This window comes from Diaphorobacter oryzae DSM 22780 (genome assembly GCF_059568935.1).
The window spans coordinates 214,809-232,259 of sequence record NZ_JCANUL010000002.1 but is presented as its reverse complement, the minus strand read 5'-3'; the positions used below and the strand labels follow the sequence as shown (position 1 = coordinate 232,259).

Here is a 17,451-nt window from a genome sequence, read left to right as displayed (position 1 = left end):
AAATGCATAACACAATACAAATCACACAACCCTGTGCCACGCTTATTATCCGCAATCCAAGCTGAGCAAGGGAGAACTAAATACTGGCCCTACGGCTTTTCCTCGATATAAATCACAACTCACAAATAGTGATGACCCCGCCGCCCTTCCTTTAGCTCGCGCCTGTCAGTTTTTGGAATAGACTTGTGACGTACCATTACAAACCATAGTCTATGTGTCGCATCCCGAATGGCCGTTTTCAGCACTTGCCGCAAAGATCGCTCGGGGTCGAAATCACCCATAAATTCCATATCCAAAACTCATAGAACCAATAATCTCTGCATAGCCCGCGTCGTCGCCACATAAACCACCCGCGCCTCCAACATCGCATCCTGGTTTTCAGCACCCTTCGTTGCATCCACGCCGCGCTCGGCCATCACCGCCACCACCGGCCACTCCAACCCCTTGCTCGCATGCATGGTCATCACCTTGATGGCGTCTTCTTCCGGCCGGTAATCACCTGAGCGTTTGCGCACCCGGTGCGGCAGGCCCTTGCGCGCCAGGGCGGCGGAGCATTCGTCCATTTCCTTGTGGTGCCGGCACAGCACGGCCATGTCGCCCCAGGCGTGGCCCTGGGCGTGCTGGTCGGCCAGCAGTTCGGCCATGCGGGCTACCCGTTGGGGCAGTGCGGGCAGGTCGATGACGATGGGCTCGGGGCCTTCGCGGCCGCAGCTCAGGGGTTGCAGCAGGGGAATGCCGTCGTCACCGCCCTCGGCGTCTTCGGGTTTCAGCATGTCGCCCGCCATGCGGTGGGCCAGTTGCAGGATTTGCCGCGTGTTGCGGTAGTTGATCTTCAGGATGGTGGTGCGGCCCTGGGCCTGTATGCCCACGCTCTTCAGGCTGAAGGTCTTTTTCTGCGTGCGGTCGTAGATGCTTTGCGCGTCGTCGTACAGCAGCAGCAGGCTGTTGGTGGTGGGGTCCACCATTTGCGTGACCAGCTTGAGCCATTCGGGCGCGAAGTCATGCCCCTCGTCGATGAGGATGGCGTGGTACTGGCCGGCGGGTATGTGGCCCGCGTCCACGCCGGTGATGACGCGCTGCACAAACTCGTGCATCAGCCTGTCCACGGGCCAGCCGCGCGTGTTGTCGGGCAGCTGGTGGTAGGCCACCAACTGGTCACGGCACCATTTGTGGAAGTGGCGCACATGCACGCGCTCCGCCAGCCCCTTGGCCTGCATGGTGGCGGCCAGCTTCACGGCCAGCGGCTCGTTGTAGCAAAGGATCAGGATGGGCTTGCTGCCGGGCGTCTGCGTTTGCGCCAGGTGCTCGGCGCGGTAGCCCAGGATCATGGTCTTGCCCGACCCCGCCACGCCGTGGATCACGCGGTGGCCGTCGCCCAGGCTGCGGGCCAGCTGCTCTTGCTGCAGGTCCATGACGCGCATGATGTCGGGCAGGCGGGCGTCTTCGTCGTCGCCTTCTTCGCCCGTGCCGAACAGGCTTTGCTGCTGCGGCACGCGCACCTCGGGGAACAGGATCCAGCGCACGCGGTCAAGCTGGGGCAGCGTGATGGCGCCCTTGCCGAAGCTGTGGGGGAACATGGCCCACAGCCGCTGCTGGAAGGCCTCGGCGTCCACGCTCTCGACCATCTCGTCCTTGCAGATGGCGAGGTGCGGCGGAATGGCCGCATCCAGGCCGGCGCCCTCGAACTGCTTGCGCGTGATGTTGGTGAAGACCACGCCGTGGCCCCAGGGGAAGGCCAGCTTGCCCTGGTGGGGGCCTTCGCCCTGCACAAGCTGCGGGTCGCGCTCCAGCGCGTTCACCACCTGGATGGCGCAGTGCCGCGCCTGCTGCAGCGGGCTCATGACGACCTTGAGATGGCCGTCGGGTGCGATCTCGAAGCGCTCGCGCGTGGCGCTGCGGATGGTGTCCAGGCGCCAGTCCTTCACCTCCAGGATCAGCGCGCCCCGGCGCGGGTGCAGCACCACAAAGTCGGGCCGCGTCTGCTTGGGGCCGATGGGCACGTCCCACCACAGCCAATAGTCGTCTTCGAGCTTTTGTTCCAGCCGCTCGGCCAGTCTGCGCTCCCCCGACTGCATGCGCCCCGCGCATGAGCCGAGGGACGGAATCAACGTCGCCATGCCACCCTCGCTCACCCTCTCTGTTTCAACTCGAAACACCTTATAGGCGGCGAAACTGATTTCAAACTGACGTTAACCCCGGTGCGCCGTGGGGGCAGTGGCGGTAAAGCGCCAGGGCTTTGAGGGTCAAAATGGCCTGCAGCGCTTACCCAGTAAGCGCCAATAGCTATTGAATATATAGCACGCCAGACAATCCCGGCGCAGGCGGCCCGCGCCCGCCGTGCGGCGGCTGCCGCTCAGCGCGCGGGCAAGGAGGTCACGGCCCCGTCCACCGCCAGCTCGCGGCTGCCCGGCGGGCAGGGCTGGTCGGTGTAGGTCACCTGGCCGCTCTTGACGCATTTGCGCGGCTGGACCAGGGGGGCCGATGCGGCCGCGGCCGCGCCCTGTGCGGCGGGCGCGGGCCGGCCGGCATGGCCCGGCGGCAGGGTGTCGGGGCCGGGGCGGGTGATCTTGCGCCAGGCCTGCGCGGCCCAGGGGCCGGCGTGGGGTGTCCACCGGTCGGCCGTCCACCAGGCGGCTGCGGCGCCCGCGACGGCCAGGGCGGCCAGGCCGCCCCATGCGATGCGCTCGCCGCGGCTCAGCATGGCGTCAGCCCAGGTGCGTGCCCAGCAGGCCCGCCAGCTCGAACATGCCGGCGCTGTCCTTGCCGAAGACGGCGCGCAGCTTGTCGTCGGCATTGATGGTGCGCTTGTCTGCCGGGTTCTGCAGGTTGTGGGACTTGATGTAGTCCCACAGCTTCTTCACGGCCTCGGGGCGGGTCACGGGTTCGCTGCCGATCACGGCGGCCAGGGCGGCGCTGGGGGCCTTGCCGGCGGCGGTGCTGGCCTTGCGCGGGGTCTTGGCGGCAGCGGTGGCGCCGGTCTTGGCGGCGGGTTTTGCGGCTTTTTTGGCTGCAGCGCCCTTCTTGGCTGCGCCAGCAGCTCCTGTTTTCGCAGCAGCCGTCTTGCGCGGCGGGTACTTGCTTTCGCGCTGCTCAAACTCGAAGTTGACCTTGCCGGCCTCCTTGTCCCACACCAGGAAGGCCTTGAAGGCGCGGCGCGTGCGGTTGGAGATGAACTTTTCCAGCAGGTCGGTCTTGCCGCTGTGCAGCAGCTTGGTCATCTGCGTGCGCTCGATGGGTTGCTGCAGGATGATCTGGCCGCTCTTGAAGGTGCAGCTGGGCGTGGGCTGCTGCGCCGTGGGCACGGCCTTGCTGCACACGTAGTTGCTGCCGTGCTCGTACACGGGGGCGCCGCAGACGGGGCAGTTACCCAGGCTTTCCTGGCTGCCAAAGTCCACCAGTTCGCCGGACTCGTCTTCCTTGTCGTCGCCGAAGTCGAATTCGAGCTTGTGGTTGCCCGCCTCTTCGTCACGCACGATGGCGACTTCGGCCGTGAACGGCCAGCCGGCCTTGGAGCGAAAGCCCTCCAGCGGGCCGATGCGGCGGTCGCGCAGCAGGGCTTCGGCCTCGGCCGTCTCGAAGGTGCGGCCGGCGGGCGACTTGGTGAACGAGAAGCCGCAGCCCTCGCCGCTGCCCGCCGCGCCAGTGCAGGCGTAGCGGCGGTAGTTTTCCTTGACCACGCCGCCGCAGTTGGGGCATGGGGCCGACAGCGTGGCGTAGTCGCCGGGGATGGTGTCGCGGTCGTATTCCTTGGCCTTCTTGACCAGCTTTTCGGTCATGGCCTGGATCTGCTGCATGAAGGCCTCGCGGCTCAGCTGGCCCTTTTCCATCTGCGCCAGCTTGTATTCCCATTCGCCCGTGAGGTCGGCGCGGCACAGCTCCTGCACATCCAGGCCGCGCAGCAGCGTCATGAGCTGGAAGGCCTTGGCCGTGGGGATCAGCTCGCGGCCCTCGCGCAGCATGTACTTTTCGGTCAGCAGGCCTTCGATGATGGCCGCGCGCGTGGCCGGCGTGCCCAGGCCCTTTTCCTGCATGGCACTGCGCAGTTCCTCGTCTTCCACCTGCTTGCCGGCGCTTTCCATGGCGCCCAGCAGCGTGGCTTCGCTGTAGCGCGCGGGGGGCTTGGTGCGCAGGCCCTTGGCGTCGGCGAACGCGGTGTGCGTCATCTCGCCGGGCTTCACGGCCACCAGGGGCTGGCCCTTGTCGCCGGCCTTGCCGTCTTCCACCTCGTTGGCGGCTTCCTTGCCGTAGATGGCCAGCCAGCCGGGCTTGACCAGCACCTTGCCCTCGGTCTTGAAGCTGTGCTGCTCCACCTTGCTGATGCGGGTGGTGACCTGGTATTCGGCGCTGGGGAAAAACACGGCCATGAAGCGGCGCACCACCAGGTCGTAGAGCTTTTGCTCGGCCTCGGACAGGCCGCTGGGCGCCTGCGTGGTGGGGATGATGGCGAAGTGGTCGCTGACCTTGCTGTTGTCGAACACGCGCTTGGTGGGGCGCACGTAGTTGTCGTCCAGCGCCTGCTGGGCGAACGGCGCCAGGTGGCGCATGCCGCTGGTGGCCAGCATGGCGAAGGTGTTCTTCGCCACGGGCAGGTAGTCCTCGGGCAGGGCGCGCGAGTCGGTACGCGGGTAGGTCAGGGCCTTGTGGCGCTCGTACAGGCTTTGCGCCAGGGCCAGCGTGGTCTTGGCGCTGAAGCCGAACTTGCCGTTGGCCTCGCGCTGCAGGCTGGTCAGGTCGAACAGCAGCGGGCTGGCCTGGGTGGTGGGCTTGCTTTCTTCGGTGACGGCGGCGGGCTTGCCGCGCACGGCGGCGGCAATGGCGTCGGCATCGGCCTTGTTCCACAGGCGGTCGGCGCGGGCCTCGGGGTCGTCGCTCTTCTTCCACTGCGGGTCGAACCACTTGCCCAGGTATTCGCCGGCCTCGGCCTGAAACCCGGCGTGGATTTCCCAGTAGTCGCGGCTGATGAACTTGCGGATCTTTTCCTCGCGCTCCACCACCAGCGACAGCGTGGGCGTCTGCACGCGGCCCACGGTGGTCAGGAAGAAGCCGCCGTCGCGCGAGTTGAAGGCCGTCATGGCGCGCGTGCCGTTGATGCCGACCAGCCAGTCGGCCTCGGAGCGGCTGCGCGCAGCATGGGCCAGGCCCTGCATCTGCGCGTCGCTGCGCAGGTTGTCGAAGCCGTCGCGGATGGCCTGGGGCGTCATGCTCTGCAGCCACAGGCGGTGCACGGGCTTGCCCAGGGCGCCCTTGGCGCCGCCGGCGTACTGCTCGATCAGGCGGAAGATCAGCTCGCCCTCGCGGCCCGCGTCACAGGCGTTCACCAGCTCGGTCACGTCCTTGCGCTTGGCCTGCTTGACCACCGCGTTCAGGCGGCTCTTGGTCTTGTCCACGGGCTTGAGGTCGAAGTACGGCGGGATCACCGGCAGGTGGGCAAAGCTCCACTTGCCGCGCTTGACGTCGAATTCCTCGGGCGCCTGGATTTCCACCAGGTGGCCCACGGCGCTGGTGACGACGTAGCGGTCGTTTTCAAAGTGGTCCTCGTGCTTCTCGAACTTGCCCGCGACGGGCGTGAGGGCGCGCACGATGTCTTGCGCCACCGAGGGTTTTTCTGCAATTACCAGGGTCTTGGTCATTTTGTGGGTCGCTTTCGCCTTAGCACCTGTTTCCAGCGCTTCTACAATCCGCTCCACATGCGCGCGCATGTACGCGTACGTGCGCATGTGTGCACACAATCAAATTAACAGGTTTTTTCATGGCCCCCACCGCTTCGTCCGTTGCCCCTGCAGTTCTGCCGGGTCGGCGCATCCAGACCCGCCGTTCGGGTGTGCATGGCAAGGGCGTGTTCGCCGTGCAGGACATCGCCGAGGGCGAGGTCGTCATCGAGTACACGGGCGAGGTCATCAGCTGGCAGGAGGCGCAGGACCGGCACCCGCACGATCCGGCGCAGCCCAACCATACCTTTTACTTCCATGTGGATGAAGACCGCGTGATCGACGCCAAGTTCGGCGGCAACTCGGCGCGCTGGATCAACCACAGCTGCAATCCCAACTGCTTTGCCGACGAGCAAGGCGGCCGCGTCTTCATCACCGCGCTGCGCAACATCGCCGCCGGCGAGGAGCTGAACTACGACTACGGCCTGATCATCGAAGAGCGCTACACCAAGAAGCTCAAGGCCGAGTACCCCTGCTGGTGCGGCAGCAAGAACTGCCGCGGCACGCTGCTGGCGCCCAAGCGCGGCTGGGCGCCGCCGGGCCTGCCGCTGCCGCCGGCCAAGGCTGCCAAGAAGCCCAAGGCCGACAAGGCAGACAAGAAACCCAAGAAGGCCAAGGCCCGCAGGAGTACATCGCGGTGAGCGCCGCCCACACCCCCGTGCGCTGGCCCGCCGAGGCCATCTGGCAGGCCGTGGCGCCGCTGCTGCCCGGCTTTACCGTGGAGGTGCTGCCCAGCATCGACTCCACCAACAGCGAGCTGATGCGCCGCGCGCGCGCCGGCCGGCTGGAGCCCACGCTGCTGGTGACCGAGGAGCAGACCGCCGGGCGCGGCCGCCTGGGCCGCGACTGGCACAGTGCCGCCACCTACCGCGACACGGGCGTGGTGCCCGCGCTCACCTTCTCGCTGGGCCTGCCGCTGGCGCCGCGCGAATGGTCGGGCCTGTCGCTGGCGGTGGGCGTCAGCGTGGCCGAAAGCCTGCAGCCCGAGCTGCCCGCCGTCGGCAGCGGCCGCCCGCGCATCCTGCTCAAGTGGCCCAACGACCTGTGGCTGCACGACGGGCGCAAGCTTGGCGGCATTCTGGTGGAGACGGCCACCTTCTCCGGCCCGCAGGACGCAGCCGCGCCCTCCGGCCAGGGCGGCCAGAGCCGCTACGTGGTGATCGGCATCGGCCTGAACGTGCTGCCCGTGCTGGCCCAGGGCCTGGCCACCGCGCCCGCCTGCCTGCGCGAGGTGGACACCACGCTCACCGCCGCCAGCAGCCTGCAGCGCCTGGTCGTCCCGCTGGTGCAGGCCCTGCAGGGCTTTGCCGAGCATGGCTTCGCGCCCTTCCAGGCGCGCTTTGCGCAGCGCGATCTGCTGAACGGGCGCAGCGTGACCCTGAGCGACGGCACCAGCGGCACCGCCCATGGCGTGACCGAGGATGGCACCCTGCTCGTGCACACCGAGCGCGGCATGCAGACCATCACCAGTTCCGAGATCAGCGTGCGCCCCACCGGCCCGTCGCTGACAGCCTGAAGGACACCCGCCATGCTGCGCCTCGCCGTCCTGGTTCTGCTGCTGGCCAACGCCGGCTACTACGCCTGGTCGCAGGGCCTGCTGCGCGACTGGGGCCTGGGCCCGGCCAGCGAGTCCGAGCCGCAGCGCCTGGAGCAGCAGATCGAACCGCAGAACCTGCGCCTGCTGCCCCAGGGCCAGGGACGTAAGAGCAGCGCCGCACCGCCCCCGGCCGCCAGCGCATCGGCCGCCAGCGCATCGGCCGCCAGCGAACCGGCCAGCCAGCCCCAGGCGGCGGCGCCCGGCGAGCCGCTGGCCTGCCTGCAGGCCGGCATCTTCGACGCCCGCCAGGCCGACGCCCTGCGCCTGGCCGCGGCCCAGCTGCCCGCGGACAGCTGGAGCCTGGAGCCCACGCCGATCTCCGGCCGCTGGATGGTCTACATGGGGCGCTTTGCCGACGAGGACGCCGTGGCCAAGAAGCGCGGCGAGCTGCGCGCGCTCAAGATCGCCTACGACCGCCCGGGCGCGGCGCTGGAGCCGGGGCTGTCGCTGGGGCGTTTTTCCACCGAAGAGGCCGCCCAGCGCGGCCTGGGCCTGCTGGTCAACCAGGGCGTGCGCACGGCCCGCGTGGTGCAGGAGCGCGCCGATGCGCCGGGCTTCACGCTGCGCCTGCCAGCGGTGAGCGAGGCGCTGCGCAGCCGCCTGGACGGAGCGCTGCAGCCGGCCCTGGCCGGCAAGACGCTGCGCCCCTGCGCCTGAGGGCGCGCGCGGCCCGGCCGCGGCGCGCCGGGGTCAGGCGTCCAGGCTGATCTGCGCGAAGCGGCTCACGCGGCGCATCTTGTCCACTTCCTTCTGGATCTGGGCGCCGAACTCCTGCGGCAGCGAGCCCGACGGGAACAGTCCCTGGCTGGCCAGTTCCTTGCGCACGGCCGGCTCCTGCAGCGCCTGGGCCACGGCGTCGCGGCGGGCGCGGACCACCACCGCGGGCGTGCCGGCCGGCGCCACCAGGCCGAACCACGACGGGTCGTTGTTGGCGAACAGGCTCAGCTCGGCATAGGTGGGCACCTGGGGCAGCACGGTCAGGCGCTGGTTCCACGACACGGCCAGCGCGCGCAGCTTGCCCGCCTGGATATGCGGCAGCGACGAGGCCACCTGGTCGCAGTACACCTGCACCTTGCCCTCCAGCAGGTCGGCCACGGCGGGCGCCGCGCCGCGGTAGGGCACATGCTTCATGGAGGTGCCGGTGGTGCTTTGCAGCAGCTCGGCCCACATGTGGCCGATGGTGCCCGCGCCCGGCGTGGCGAAGGCGATCTTGCCCGGCTGGGCCTTGAGCAGCTTGATGAACTGCTCGAAGTTCTGCGCCGGCACGCTGGGGTGCACGGCCAGCACGCCGGGCGCCTTGACGATCTCGGTCACCGCCGCGAAGTCCTTGACCGCGTCGTAGCCCAGTTTCTTGTACACGGCGGGGTTCACGCCGTGCGTGGACAGCGTGGCCACGCCCAGCGTCATGCCGTCCTGCGCCGCCTTGGCCACGGTTTCCATGCCCTTGGCGCCGGCCGCGCCCGGCAGGTTCTCCACCTTCACCGGCATGCCGAGGATGCGCGCCAGCGGCTCGGCCAGCACGCGGGCCGTGATGTCGGTGGCGCCGCCCTGCGGAAAGGGCACGATCAGCCGCAGGGTGCTGGCGGCGCTCTGCGCGCCGGCCAGGCCGGGAATGGCGCCCGCGGCGGCCAAGGTCAGGATGTCTCTACGCTGCATGGAATGCTCCCTCTGGTTTCGTTCTGGGTGACGGGCCATTCTGGTAATCCCGTAGAGGGCTGACCAATGAGCATTGCGACTGACCTTATTCCATAAGGGAATGTGCCGCCCTTCCCCGTGCCGGCAGCCGACTCAGCCGCAACGTGGATTTCAAGCAAAAACAGGCACAAAGCCTTTATCCACAAGCGCAAACAGCTATTTATTTAATAGCAAACTATGTCGACAACCTCGCCTTGGAACGACAAAGGCCCGTCCAGGAGGACGGGCCTTGCGGATGGGTACCTTAGCGGCACCCGCGGGTATTGCGGCGCGTCCGGCCCGGCGCTCAGCGGCGCGGGTCGGTGGCCAGCAGTTGCTCGACCAGCGCCCGCAGGTCGGTGCGCAGCCGGTCGAAGCCGGCCTGCTCGATCGCCAGCGTCTGCTCGTTCATGTAGAGCTTGCGGTTGATCTCGACCTGGATGCTGTGGCGCTGCTGCGCCGGGCGGCCGTAGCGGCGCACCAGCTCCACGCCCTTGTAGGGGTGGTTGTAGTCCACGCTGTAGCCGCGCCCCCGCAGGAAGGCGCAGATGCGCTGCGACAGCGCCGGGTCGGCCGTCGTGCCGTCGCGGTCGCCCACGACGAAGTCGGCATGCACCAGCCCGGGGTGCAGCGTGGCGTGGCTGGCGGCCACGGCGGGCATGGAGTGGCAGTTGATGTGGATGCTGTAGCCGTGGCGGGCGTGGGCGTCGTCGATGGCGCGCGCCACGGCCGCGTGGTAGGGCCGCCAGCAGCGCTCGATGCGCGCCTGCACCTCCTGCACGGTGAGCGGGCGGTCGTAGATCGGCACGCCCTCGTCGGTGAACTTCCAGATCAGGCCCTTGCCCAGGCGCACCTTCTGCAGCACCACGGGGTCGGTGGTGACCGGGTCGGGCCAGGGGCCGTCGATCATGGTCGCGTCCACCTCGGTGGTGTCGCGGTTGGCGTCCAGGTAGATGCGCGGGAAATGCGCCTCCACCCAGCCCACGCCCAGCTCGGGGGCGAAGGCGTAGAGCTTTTCCACATGCGTGTCCTCGGCCCGGCGCAGCACGGGCAGCGCCAGGGCGGCACGGAAGTCCTCGGGGTAGACCGTGCCGCTGTGCGGCGAGTCCAGCACCAGGGGCGTGCGCCCCGGGGCGCTGGACAGCATGCGCGCGGGCGCCACCGCGGGCGCGCCGGCCGCGCCCGGCTCGGCCTGCAGGTACTGGCTGTGGATCAGTTTCAGCACGGGTTGCATAGGCAGGCTCGCAAAGACTTAGTCCAGTTTGATCTTGGCATAGGCGGCCACCTGCTTCATCTTCTCGATCTCGCGCACGATCTGCGCGGAGAAGTCCGCCGACGAGGTGCCCGAGGCGTACAGGCCCTGGGCCGCCAGGCGGTCGCGCACGGCCGGCTCCTGGAGGGCCTGGGCCACGGCCTGCTGCACGCGCTGCACCTGCGCCGCCGGCGTGGACTTGGGCGCCACCAGGCCGAACCACGAGGCGTCGTTGGCCTGCTTGTAGCCCAGTTCTGCATAGGTGGGCACGTCGGGCAGCACGTCCAGGCGCTCATGCCAGGACACGGCCAGCGCCTTGAGCTTGCCGGCCTTCACGTGCGGCAGCGACGAGGCCACCTGGTCGAAGTACACCGGCACCTGGCCGCCCAGCACGTCGTTGATGGCCGGGCCCGCACCGCGGTAGGGGATGTGCACCATGCTGGTGCCCGTGGAACTCTTGAACAGCTCGCCCCACATGTGGCCGATGGTGCCGTTGCCCGGCGTGGCGTATTCCACCTTGCCGGGGTGGGCCTTGAGGTACTTCACGAGGTCGGCGAAGTCCTTGACGGGCAGCACCTTGGGGTTGACCACGATGATGCCGGGGGCCTTCACCACTTCGGTCACGCCGGTGAAGTCCTTGATGGGGTCGTAGGGCAGCTTGGCCAGCACGGCCGGGTTCACGCCGTGCGTGGACAGCGTGGCCACGCCGAAGGTCAGGCCGTCGGTGGCGCGGGCCACGTCGGCCATGCCGATGGAGCCGCCGGCGCCGGCCTTGTTCTCGATGACCACGGGCTGGCCCAGCAGGCGCTGCAGGGGCTCCTGCAGGGAGCGGCCGGCGATGTCCGTGGCGCCGCCCGGCGGGAAGGGCACGACGATGCGCAGGGGGCGGTCCTGCGCGAAAGACATTCCAGAAGCGACAGATGTTGCGGCCAGTACGGCAAGAAGGTGACGACGTTGCATGCTTGTACTCCTCTATAAAAAAAGCAGATTACCGGAATCGGTGCCGTTGCAAAAGCAAATGGTATGCCTGTTAATATTCCTAGTAAGAATATGTTGATCCCGCTCAGCACACCATGTCCCTGCGCCGCCTCACCCCACCGCTGCACCTGCTGCGCGCGTTCTGCACCGTGGCGCGCTTCGGCGGCGTCTCGCGCGCCGCGGAGGCGCTGCACCTGACGCAGAGCGCGGTCAGCAAGCAGGTGCAGGAGCTGGAGCGCTGGGTGGGCATCGGCCTGTTCGAGCGCAGCCGCAAGCGCCTGACGCTCACCCCCGCCGGCGAGCGCTACGAGAAGGCCGTGAGCGCGCTGCTCGCCCGGCTGGAGGCCGCCACGCTGGAGCTGATCACCAGCAGCGACGACGGCGGCGCGCTGCACCTGTCGGTGCTGCCCACGTTCGCCGCCAAATGGCTGATCCCGCAGCTGCCGCAGCTGCACCGCCAGCACCCGCAGGTCACGCTGCACTTCGTGCCCTACGTGCACGGCTACGACTTCTCCAACCCCGAACTGGACTGCTCGATCCTGTTCGGCGACGGCCACTGGCCCGGCGCGCGCTCGCACTACCTGGCGGGCAACGACGTGGCGCTGATCGCCCCGCGCCAGGGCCTGGCGGAGGTGGACATCCGCCAGCCGCAGGACCTGGCGCGCTGCACGCTGCTGCGCCACGTGACGGTGCCCGAGGCCTGGCAGCGCTGGAGCGAGGCGCACGGCGTGCAGGGCATGGACACGCTGGCCGGGCCGCAGTTCGACCAGTTCCAGACCATGATCCGCGCGGTGTCGGTGGGCATGGGCGTGGCACTGGTGCCGCGCTGCCTGGTGCAGGACGAGATCGCCGCCGGCACGGTGGCCGAGCCGCTGCCCGGCGGCGGCTACACCAGCACGCTGGGCTACTGGCTGTGCTACCCCGAGTCCCGCGCGCAGCTGGGCACACTGGCGCGCTTTCGCGACTGGCTGCTGGCGCTGCCGGCCCTGCCCACCCTGCCCGGGCCGGCCCTCGACGAGCCGGCGGCCGCCTGAGCCGGCACCACCTTCAAGCCGAATCAGGCTCTACGCCTTTCTGGACAAGCGCAAACAACTATTAATTAGATAGCAATCACCGCGCCCACATCAATCGCCGCGCACCCCCGCCACCAGCGCCTCCAGTGCGTGCATGTCGGCCACCACCAGCACATGCGCGCCGTCCCTGCGCAGCACGCCACGCCGGGCCAGGGCGCTGATCTCGCGCGTCACCTGCTCGCGGTTGGTGCCGATGCGGCTGGCCAGCACGGCATGCGGGGGCGCCGGGTCGATGCGCGCCGTGCCGTCGCGGGCCACGCCCGCCGCGCGGGCCAGGCCCAGCAGCTCGGCATGCAGGCGGGTGTGCACGCCCAGCGTGCTGAGGCCGATCACGCGGTCGGTCAGGCCGCGCACCATCGCCGTGAGGTCGCGCAGCATGCGCACGGCCACGGCGGGCTCGCGCCGCAGCAGGGCCACGAAGGCCTCGGCAGGCAGGCTGGCCAGCAGCGAGGGCTCCAGCGCCACCGCGTCGGCCGAGCGCGGCCGCCCGTCGATGGCGGACAGGTCGCCGAAATGCTCGCCCGGCACGCAGTCGTGCAGGCAGACCTCGCGTCCATGGGCCGAATAGGTGGTGATGCGCACCCGGCCCGCAACCAGGAAGTACACCTCGCCGCCGCCAGTGGCGCGCAGGAACAGCGGCCGGCGTGCCTCGACGCTGCGCCAGTCGCACTCCTGCGCCAGGCGCTCCAGGCACGCATCCTCCAGGCCCTCGAACAATGCGATGCGGCGCAGGGCCAGGCTGAAGCGGGCGGCGGGAACGGTCATGCGAAACCCTGGGGCCCGGCTGCCAAACGCCGGGCATTGGCGCATTATGCGCACCGTAGGCACCCCGCTCTGCTCCGCCATGGCCCCGCCCCGCCCCCGCGCCCCGCCCTCCGTGCGCCCCCTGCGCTGGAGCAGCGGCCTGCTGCTATGGGCCTACGTGGCACTGCACCTGGCCAACCACGCGCTGGGACTGGTATCGCTGGATGCGGCCGAAGCCATGCGCGTGGCCGTGCATGGGCTGTGGCGCACCTGGCCCGGCACCGCGCTGCTCTACGGCGCCCTGGCCGTGCACCTGGGCATGGCGGCCGCCGCCCTGTGGCAGCGGCGCTGCCTGCGCCTGCCGGCCGTGGAGGCCGTGCGCCTGGCGCTGGGGCTGTGCCTGCCGCTGCTGCTGGCGGCGCACCTGGTGTCCAGCCGCTGGGCCCAGGAGACGGCGGGCGTGGAGCCGTCGTACACCCGCATCGTGCAGGCGCTCTGGACGCCGGACGGCATCGCCCTGCAGTTGCTGCTGCTGGCCGCCGCGTGGGTGCATGGCTGCCTGGGCCTGCACCTGGCCCTGCGCCGGCATGCCGCGTGGCGGCGCTGGCAGCCGCTGCTGCTGACCGGGGCCGTGCTGCTGCCGGTGCTGGCCGCGCTGGGCCTGCTGGCGATGGCGCGCGAGATCGCCGCCAGCGCCCGCGCCGCGCCCACCGGCCCCACGCCGCAGGCCGCCCAGGCCCTGCAGGGGCTGACCGATGGGCTGCGCGGCGGCTGGCTGCTGGCACTGGCCGCCCTGCTGGCGCTGCGCCACGCCTGGAACGGCGCGCGCCGGCGGCGCGCCGGCGGCCCCATCACCCTGCGCTACCCCGGCCGCGCGGTGCAGGTGCCACGCGGCTTCAGCGTGCTGGAGGCCAGCCGCGCGCACGGCATCGCGCACCTGTCGCTGTGCGGCGGGCAGGCGCGCTGCTCCACCTGCCGCGTGCGCGTGCAGGGGCCGGCGGGCCATCTGCCCGAGCCGCTGCGCGACGAGCGCCTGACGCTGGAGCGCGTGCGGGCCCCAGCCGACGTGCGCCTGGCCTGCCAGCTGCGCCCGCGGGGCGACATCGCGGTCACGCCGCTGCTGCACGCGGCCGCGCACCAGGGCGAGGAGCGCCAGGCGGCCATCCTCTTCGTGGACCTGCGGCGCTGGTCGGACCTGGCGCAGCGGCAGTGGCCCGTCGATCTGGCCTGGGTGCTGGACCAGTATTTCGCCCGCGTGGGCGCGGCGGTGCACGACTGTGGGGGGCTGGCCAACCAGTGCGTCGGCGACAGCGTGATGGCCATCTTCGGCCTGCAGGCCGACCTGCCCACCGCCTGCTGCCAGGCGGTGCAGGCGGCGGCGCTCATCGAGCAGCGCATGGAGGCCTGGGGCGAGACCTTCGGCGCGCAGTTCGGCCAGCCGCTGGACTTTTGCATGGGCCTGCACGCGGGCCGCGTGGCCGTGGGCCGCGTGGGGTATGCGGACGCGACCACCTTCACCGCCGTGGGCGAGGTGGTCAACACCGCCAGCCGGCTGCAGGACCACGCCAAGGCGGCCGGGGCGCGGCTGGTGCTGTCGCTCGACGCGGCACGCCTGGCCGGCGTGGCGCAGCGGCTGGGTCCGCCCGTGGCGGTGCAGGTGCGCGGGCGCTTGCAGCCGCTGCAGGTGCTGCAGGTGCGCAGGCCCTCGGCGCTGTGGGTCGCGCCCGCCCGCTAGGGCCGGGCCACCTGCGCCAGCCGGTGCGTTTGCGCACTGACGCGGCGAACGCAGCGGCAGACACTTTCAGTCTTGCAGGGTGCCAAGCCACCCTGCAAGGCCCCCACCATAAAGAGGCACTGCCATGAAGAACACCTACAAACCCGTCGCCATCGCCGCCATTGCCGCCGCCGCGTGGGCCGGCGCCGCCTTCGCCGCCATCCCGTCGCAGGAGGAATGGTTTGGCATGGAACCCATGACCCAGCAGGGCGCCGCCATGACCCGCGCCGAGGTGCTGGCCGATCTGAACCTGTGGAGCCGCGCGGGCCTGCGCGACTACCAGATGGGCGAGAGCACCTACGCCGGCGACCCGGCCTATGAGCGCCGGCTGGCCGAATACCACCGCATGCGCGACGGCCCCGAGTTCCAGGCCGAGGTCAGCCGCCTGAGCATGAGGAAATGAGCCGCGCGGCCGGCAGACTCAGCGCGCAGCAAAGCGCACGCTGAAGCGCGCGCCCGGCATGGTGGCGCCGGGGCGCACTTCCTCCAGCTGCACCTCGGCGCCATGCTGGCGGGCGATCTCGCGCACGATGGGCAGGCCCAGGCCGGAGCCGTCGGCTTCGGAGCCCAGGGCGCGGTAGAAGGGCTGGAACACCAGCTCGCGCTCGGCCTCGGGCACGCCGGGGCCGGAGTCTTCCACCTGCAGCAGCACCACGCGCCCGAAGGTATCGGGCAGCACGCGGGCGGTGACCACGCCGGGCCGCTCCATGCTCGACGGCGTGTAGTTGATGGCGTTGTCCACCAGGTTGCGCACCAGTTCCTTGAGCAGTGTGGGGTTGCCGTCCACCCACACGCCGGGCGTTCCGGGTTCGGCGCCGTCGTAGCCCAGGTCGATGTGCTTGTCCATGGCGCGCGGCACGCTGCCCTCCACCACCTCGATCACCAGCCGCGCCAGGTCGGTGGGCTGACGCTGCACCACGGCGCTGCCGCCCTCGGCGCGCGCCAGCGCCAGCAGCTGGTTGACGGTGTGCGTGGCGCGGATGGACGAGCGCCCGATCTGCTTGAGCGACTGCTTGAGTTCCTCCGTGCTCGTGCCCTCGCGCTGCGCCAGGTCGGCCTGCATGCGCAGGCCGGCCAGCGGCGTCTTGAGCTGGTGCGCGGCGTCGGCCAGGAAGCGCTTTTGCGTGGCGATGGAGTCCTGCAGGCGGCCCAGCAGGTCGTTCACCGAGTCCACCAGCGGCGCCACCTCCATGGGCACGGCCTTGTGGTCCAGCGGCGAGAGGTCGTCGGGCTTGCGCGCGCGGATGCGCTCCTCCAGCTGGTGCAGCGGCTTGATGCCCCGCGCCAGCGCCAGCCACACCAGCAGCACGGCCAGCGGCAGGATGACGAACTGCGGCAGCATCACGCCCTTGATGATCTCGGTGGCCAGCACGCTGCGCTTGGCGCGCGTCTCGGCCACCTGCACCAGCGCGGCGGGCGCGTCGGGCAGGGGCACGCGCACCCAGATGTAGGCCACGCGGATGTCGATGCCGCGCAGCTCGGCGTCGCGCAGCCGCACCTCGCCGGAGAAGGTGCGCTCATCAGGCGGCGGCAGCGGCAGGTCGCGCTCGCCCGACAGGTGCTCGCCCGTGGGCGAGAGCACCTGGTAGTACACGATGTCGGACTCGTCGGCGCGCAGGATCTCGCTGGCGGGCTGGGGCAGGTTGAACAGCACCCTGCCGTCCTGCACGGTGACGAGCTGCGCCAGCGCATGGGCGTTGTACTCGAGCGCCCGGTCAAAGGGCTTGTTGGCTAGGCCCTGGGCCACCAGCCAGGTGAGCGCCAGGCTCACGGGCCACAGCAGCAGCAGCGGCGTGAGCATCCAGTCCAGGATTTCGCCGAAGAGGGAGCGCTGCTCGCGCTGGAAGATTTTCAAGTGCCGGCCCTGCTGGTATGTAGTGTTTCAGGCCATCAGCGCCCGCCCATCAAGCGTGAATAGCTATTTATTTAATAGCGTCAGCTGGGGATTTTCTCCAGGCAGTAGCCCAGGCCGCGCACGGTGGCGATGCGGATGGGGCCGCGCTCGATCTTCTTGCGCAGGCGGTGGATGTAGACCTCGATGGCGTTGTTGCTCACCTCCTCGCCCCACTCGCACAGGCGCTCCACGAGCTGCTCCTTGCTCACCAGGCGGCCGGCGCGCTGCAGCAGCACCTCCAGCAGGCCCAGCTCGCGCGCCGACAGCTCGACCATCTTGCCGTCGATGGTGGCCACGCGCCCGGCCTGGTCGTACACCAGGGGCCCGTGCTTGATGGCGCTGCTGGTACCGCCCATGCCGCGGCGCGTGAGCGCGCGCACGCGCGCCTCCAGCTCGGACAGCGCGAACGGCTTGGCCATGTAGTCGTCGGCCCCCAGGTCCAGGCCCTTGACGCGCTCATCCACGCTGTCGGCCGCGGTGAGGATCAGCACCGGCAGGGCCGAGCCGCGCCCGCGCAGGCGCTTCAAGACCTCCAGCCCGTGCATCCGGGGCAGGCCCAGGTCGAGGATCAGCAGGTCGAACTCGTTGTTGGTCATGAGCGCGGCATCGACCTCGGTGCCGCTGGCCACATGGTCCACCACGGCCCCCGAGCCGCGCAGCGTGCGCAGGAGCCCGTCGGCGAGCACCTGGTCGTCTTCGGCAATGAGGATGCGCATGGGGATATCTCCTGTGGTGCCCAGGCGCTGCGGGTGCGCCT

15 protein-coding genes are annotated in these 17,451 nt (G+C 69.8%); 6 read left to right on the top strand and 9 right to left on the bottom strand.

Annotation, left to right across the window (positions count from 1 at the left end; translation table 11 throughout):
- Window positions 1-299 precede the first annotated feature (299 nt).
- From BP68_RS04255 to BP68_RS04245, 3 genes are all read right to left on the bottom strand, one after another.
- Window positions 300-2,117 carry a DEAD/DEAH box helicase gene (locus tag BP68_RS04255; RefSeq protein ID WP_496369372.1) on the bottom strand — a complete coding sequence of 606 codons (1,818 nt, stop codon included), beginning with the start codon at window positions 2,115-2,117 and terminating at the stop codon, window positions 300-302.
- 236 nt (window positions 2,118-2,353) lie between these two features.
- Complete coding sequence (locus BP68_RS04250; protein WP_496369371.1) at window positions 2,354-2,701, bottom strand: DUF4124 domain-containing protein; 348 nt, start codon at window positions 2,699-2,701, stop codon at window positions 2,354-2,356.
- A 4-nt stretch (window positions 2,702-2,705) separates the two neighbouring features.
- Window positions 2,706-5,630: a DNA topoisomerase III gene (locus tag BP68_RS04245; protein ID WP_496369370.1), complete on the bottom strand. Its 2,925-nt coding sequence runs from the start codon at window positions 5,628-5,630 to the stop codon at window positions 2,706-2,708.
- 119 nt (window positions 5,631-5,749) lie between these two features.
- On the opposite strand from BP68_RS04245, the gene BP68_RS04240 reads away from it, so the two are divergent.
- Genes BP68_RS04240 through BP68_RS04230 form a run of 3 tightly spaced genes read left to right on the top strand, consistent with a single transcriptional unit; the run spans window position 5,750 to window position 7,962 of the window.
- Window positions 5,750-6,349, top strand: coding sequence for an SET domain-containing protein (locus BP68_RS04240; RefSeq protein ID WP_496369369.1), 600 nt, complete (start codon window positions 5,750-5,752; stop codon window positions 6,347-6,349).
- Entirely contained in the window at window positions 6,346-7,224 is an 879-nt protein-coding gene (locus BP68_RS04235) for a biotin--[acetyl-CoA-carboxylase] ligase (RefSeq protein WP_496369368.1), read from the top strand. The genes BP68_RS04240 and BP68_RS04235 overlap by 4 nt, the downstream gene beginning before the upstream one ends.
- A gap of 12 nt (window positions 7,225-7,236) precedes the next feature.
- Window positions 7,237-7,962, top strand: a complete 726-nt coding sequence (locus BP68_RS04230) for an SPOR domain-containing protein (RefSeq protein ID WP_496369367.1) — start codon at window positions 7,237-7,239, stop codon at window positions 7,960-7,962.
- Between the two features lie 33 nt (window positions 7,963-7,995).
- Here BP68_RS04230 and BP68_RS04225 read toward each other — a convergent pair whose 3' ends face one another.
- The 3 genes from BP68_RS04225 to BP68_RS04215 form a co-directional block, all read right to left on the bottom strand.
- Window positions 7,996-8,961, bottom strand: coding sequence for a tripartite tricarboxylate transporter substrate binding protein BugE (locus tag BP68_RS04225; RefSeq protein WP_496369366.1), 966 nt, complete (start codon window positions 8,959-8,961; stop codon window positions 7,996-7,998).
- A gap of 325 nt (window positions 8,962-9,286) precedes the next feature.
- Window positions 9,287-10,213: an N-formylglutamate amidohydrolase gene (locus tag BP68_RS04220; protein WP_496369365.1), complete on the bottom strand. Its 927-nt coding sequence runs from the start codon at window positions 10,211-10,213 to the stop codon at window positions 9,287-9,289.
- Between the two features lie 18 nt (window positions 10,214-10,231).
- Complete coding sequence (locus tag BP68_RS04215) at window positions 10,232-11,191, bottom strand: Bug family tripartite tricarboxylate transporter substrate binding protein (RefSeq protein ID WP_496369364.1); 960 nt, start codon at window positions 11,189-11,191, stop codon at window positions 10,232-10,234.
- A 113-nt stretch (window positions 11,192-11,304) separates the two neighbouring features.
- Between BP68_RS04215 and BP68_RS04210 the strand changes: the two genes are divergently transcribed.
- Entirely contained in the window at window positions 11,305-12,243 is a 939-nt protein-coding gene (locus BP68_RS04210; protein ID WP_496369363.1) for a LysR substrate-binding domain-containing protein, read from the top strand.
- Window positions 12,244-12,333: 90 nt separating this feature from the next.
- Here the strand turns inward: BP68_RS04210 and BP68_RS04205 are convergent, their stop codons facing one another.
- Window positions 12,334-13,047 carry a Crp/Fnr family transcriptional regulator gene (locus BP68_RS04205; RefSeq protein ID WP_496369362.1) on the bottom strand — a complete coding sequence of 238 codons (714 nt, stop codon included), beginning with the start codon at window positions 13,045-13,047 and terminating at the stop codon, window positions 12,334-12,336.
- 79 nt (window positions 13,048-13,126) lie between these two features.
- Between BP68_RS04205 and BP68_RS04200 the strand changes: the two genes are divergently transcribed.
- Window positions 13,127-14,761, top strand: coding sequence for an adenylate/guanylate cyclase domain-containing protein (locus BP68_RS04200; RefSeq protein WP_496369361.1), 1,635 nt, complete (start codon window positions 13,127-13,129; stop codon window positions 14,759-14,761).
- Window positions 14,762-14,885: 124 nt separating this feature from the next.
- Complete coding sequence (locus BP68_RS04195) at window positions 14,886-15,203, top strand: DUF4148 domain-containing protein (protein ID WP_496369360.1); 318 nt, start codon at window positions 14,886-14,888, stop codon at window positions 15,201-15,203.
- An 18-nt stretch (window positions 15,204-15,221) separates the two neighbouring features.
- Here the strand turns inward: BP68_RS04195 and BP68_RS04190 are convergent, their stop codons facing one another.
- Window positions 15,222-16,655 (bottom strand): sensor histidine kinase, encoded by a 1,434-nt coding sequence (locus BP68_RS04190; RefSeq protein WP_496369359.1) that lies wholly within the window; start codon window positions 16,653-16,655, stop codon window positions 15,222-15,224.
- Window positions 16,656-16,735: 80 nt separating this feature from the next.
- On the bottom strand, window positions 16,736-17,410 hold the full coding sequence (locus BP68_RS04185; protein WP_496369358.1) for a response regulator: 675 nt from the start codon (window positions 17,408-17,410) through the stop codon (window positions 16,736-16,738).
- Window positions 17,411-17,451: the final 41 nt, after the last annotated feature.

What these genes read in the sequence shown, in the direction of transcription:
- BP68_RS04255 (WP_496369372.1), bottom strand. Translation starts at nt 2,117, where the DNA reads ATGGCGACGTTGATTCCGTCCCTCGGCTCATGCGCGGGGCGCATGCAG.
- BP68_RS04240 (WP_496369369.1), top strand. Translation starts at nt 5,750, where the DNA reads ATGGCCCCCACCGCTTCGTCCGTTGCCCCTGCAGTTCTGCCGGGTCGG.
- BP68_RS04185 (WP_496369358.1), bottom strand. Translation starts at nt 17,410, where the DNA reads ATGCGCATCCTCATTGCCGAAGACGACCAGGTGCTCGCCGACGGGCTC.
- BP68_RS04225 (WP_496369366.1), bottom strand. Translation starts at nt 8,961, where the DNA reads ATGCAGCGTAGAGACATCCTGACCTTGGCCGCCGCGGGCGCCATTCCC.
- BP68_RS04215 (WP_496369364.1), bottom strand. Translation starts at nt 11,191, where the DNA reads ATGCAACGTCGTCACCTTCTTGCCGTACTGGCCGCAACATCTGTCGCT.
- BP68_RS04210 (WP_496369363.1), top strand. Translation starts at nt 11,305, where the DNA reads ATGTCCCTGCGCCGCCTCACCCCACCGCTGCACCTGCTGCGCGCGTTC.
- BP68_RS04220 (WP_496369365.1), bottom strand. Translation starts at nt 10,213, where the DNA reads ATGCAACCCGTGCTGAAACTGATCCACAGCCAGTACCTGCAGGCCGAG.
- BP68_RS04245 (WP_496369370.1), bottom strand. Translation starts at nt 5,630, where the DNA reads ATGACCAAGACCCTGGTAATTGCAGAAAAACCCTCGGTGGCGCAAGAC.
- BP68_RS04250 (WP_496369371.1), bottom strand. Translation starts at nt 2,701, where the DNA reads ATGCTGAGCCGCGGCGAGCGCATCGCATGGGGCGGCCTGGCCGCCCTG.
- BP68_RS04200 (WP_496369361.1), top strand. Translation starts at nt 13,127, where the DNA reads ATGGCCCCGCCCCGCCCCCGCGCCCCGCCCTCCGTGCGCCCCCTGCGC.
- BP68_RS04195 (WP_496369360.1), top strand. Translation starts at nt 14,886, where the DNA reads ATGAAGAACACCTACAAACCCGTCGCCATCGCCGCCATTGCCGCCGCC.
- BP68_RS04205 (WP_496369362.1), bottom strand. Translation starts at nt 13,047, where the DNA reads ATGACCGTTCCCGCCGCCCGCTTCAGCCTGGCCCTGCGCCGCATCGCA.
- BP68_RS04230 (WP_496369367.1), top strand. Translation starts at nt 7,237, where the DNA reads ATGCTGCGCCTCGCCGTCCTGGTTCTGCTGCTGGCCAACGCCGGCTAC.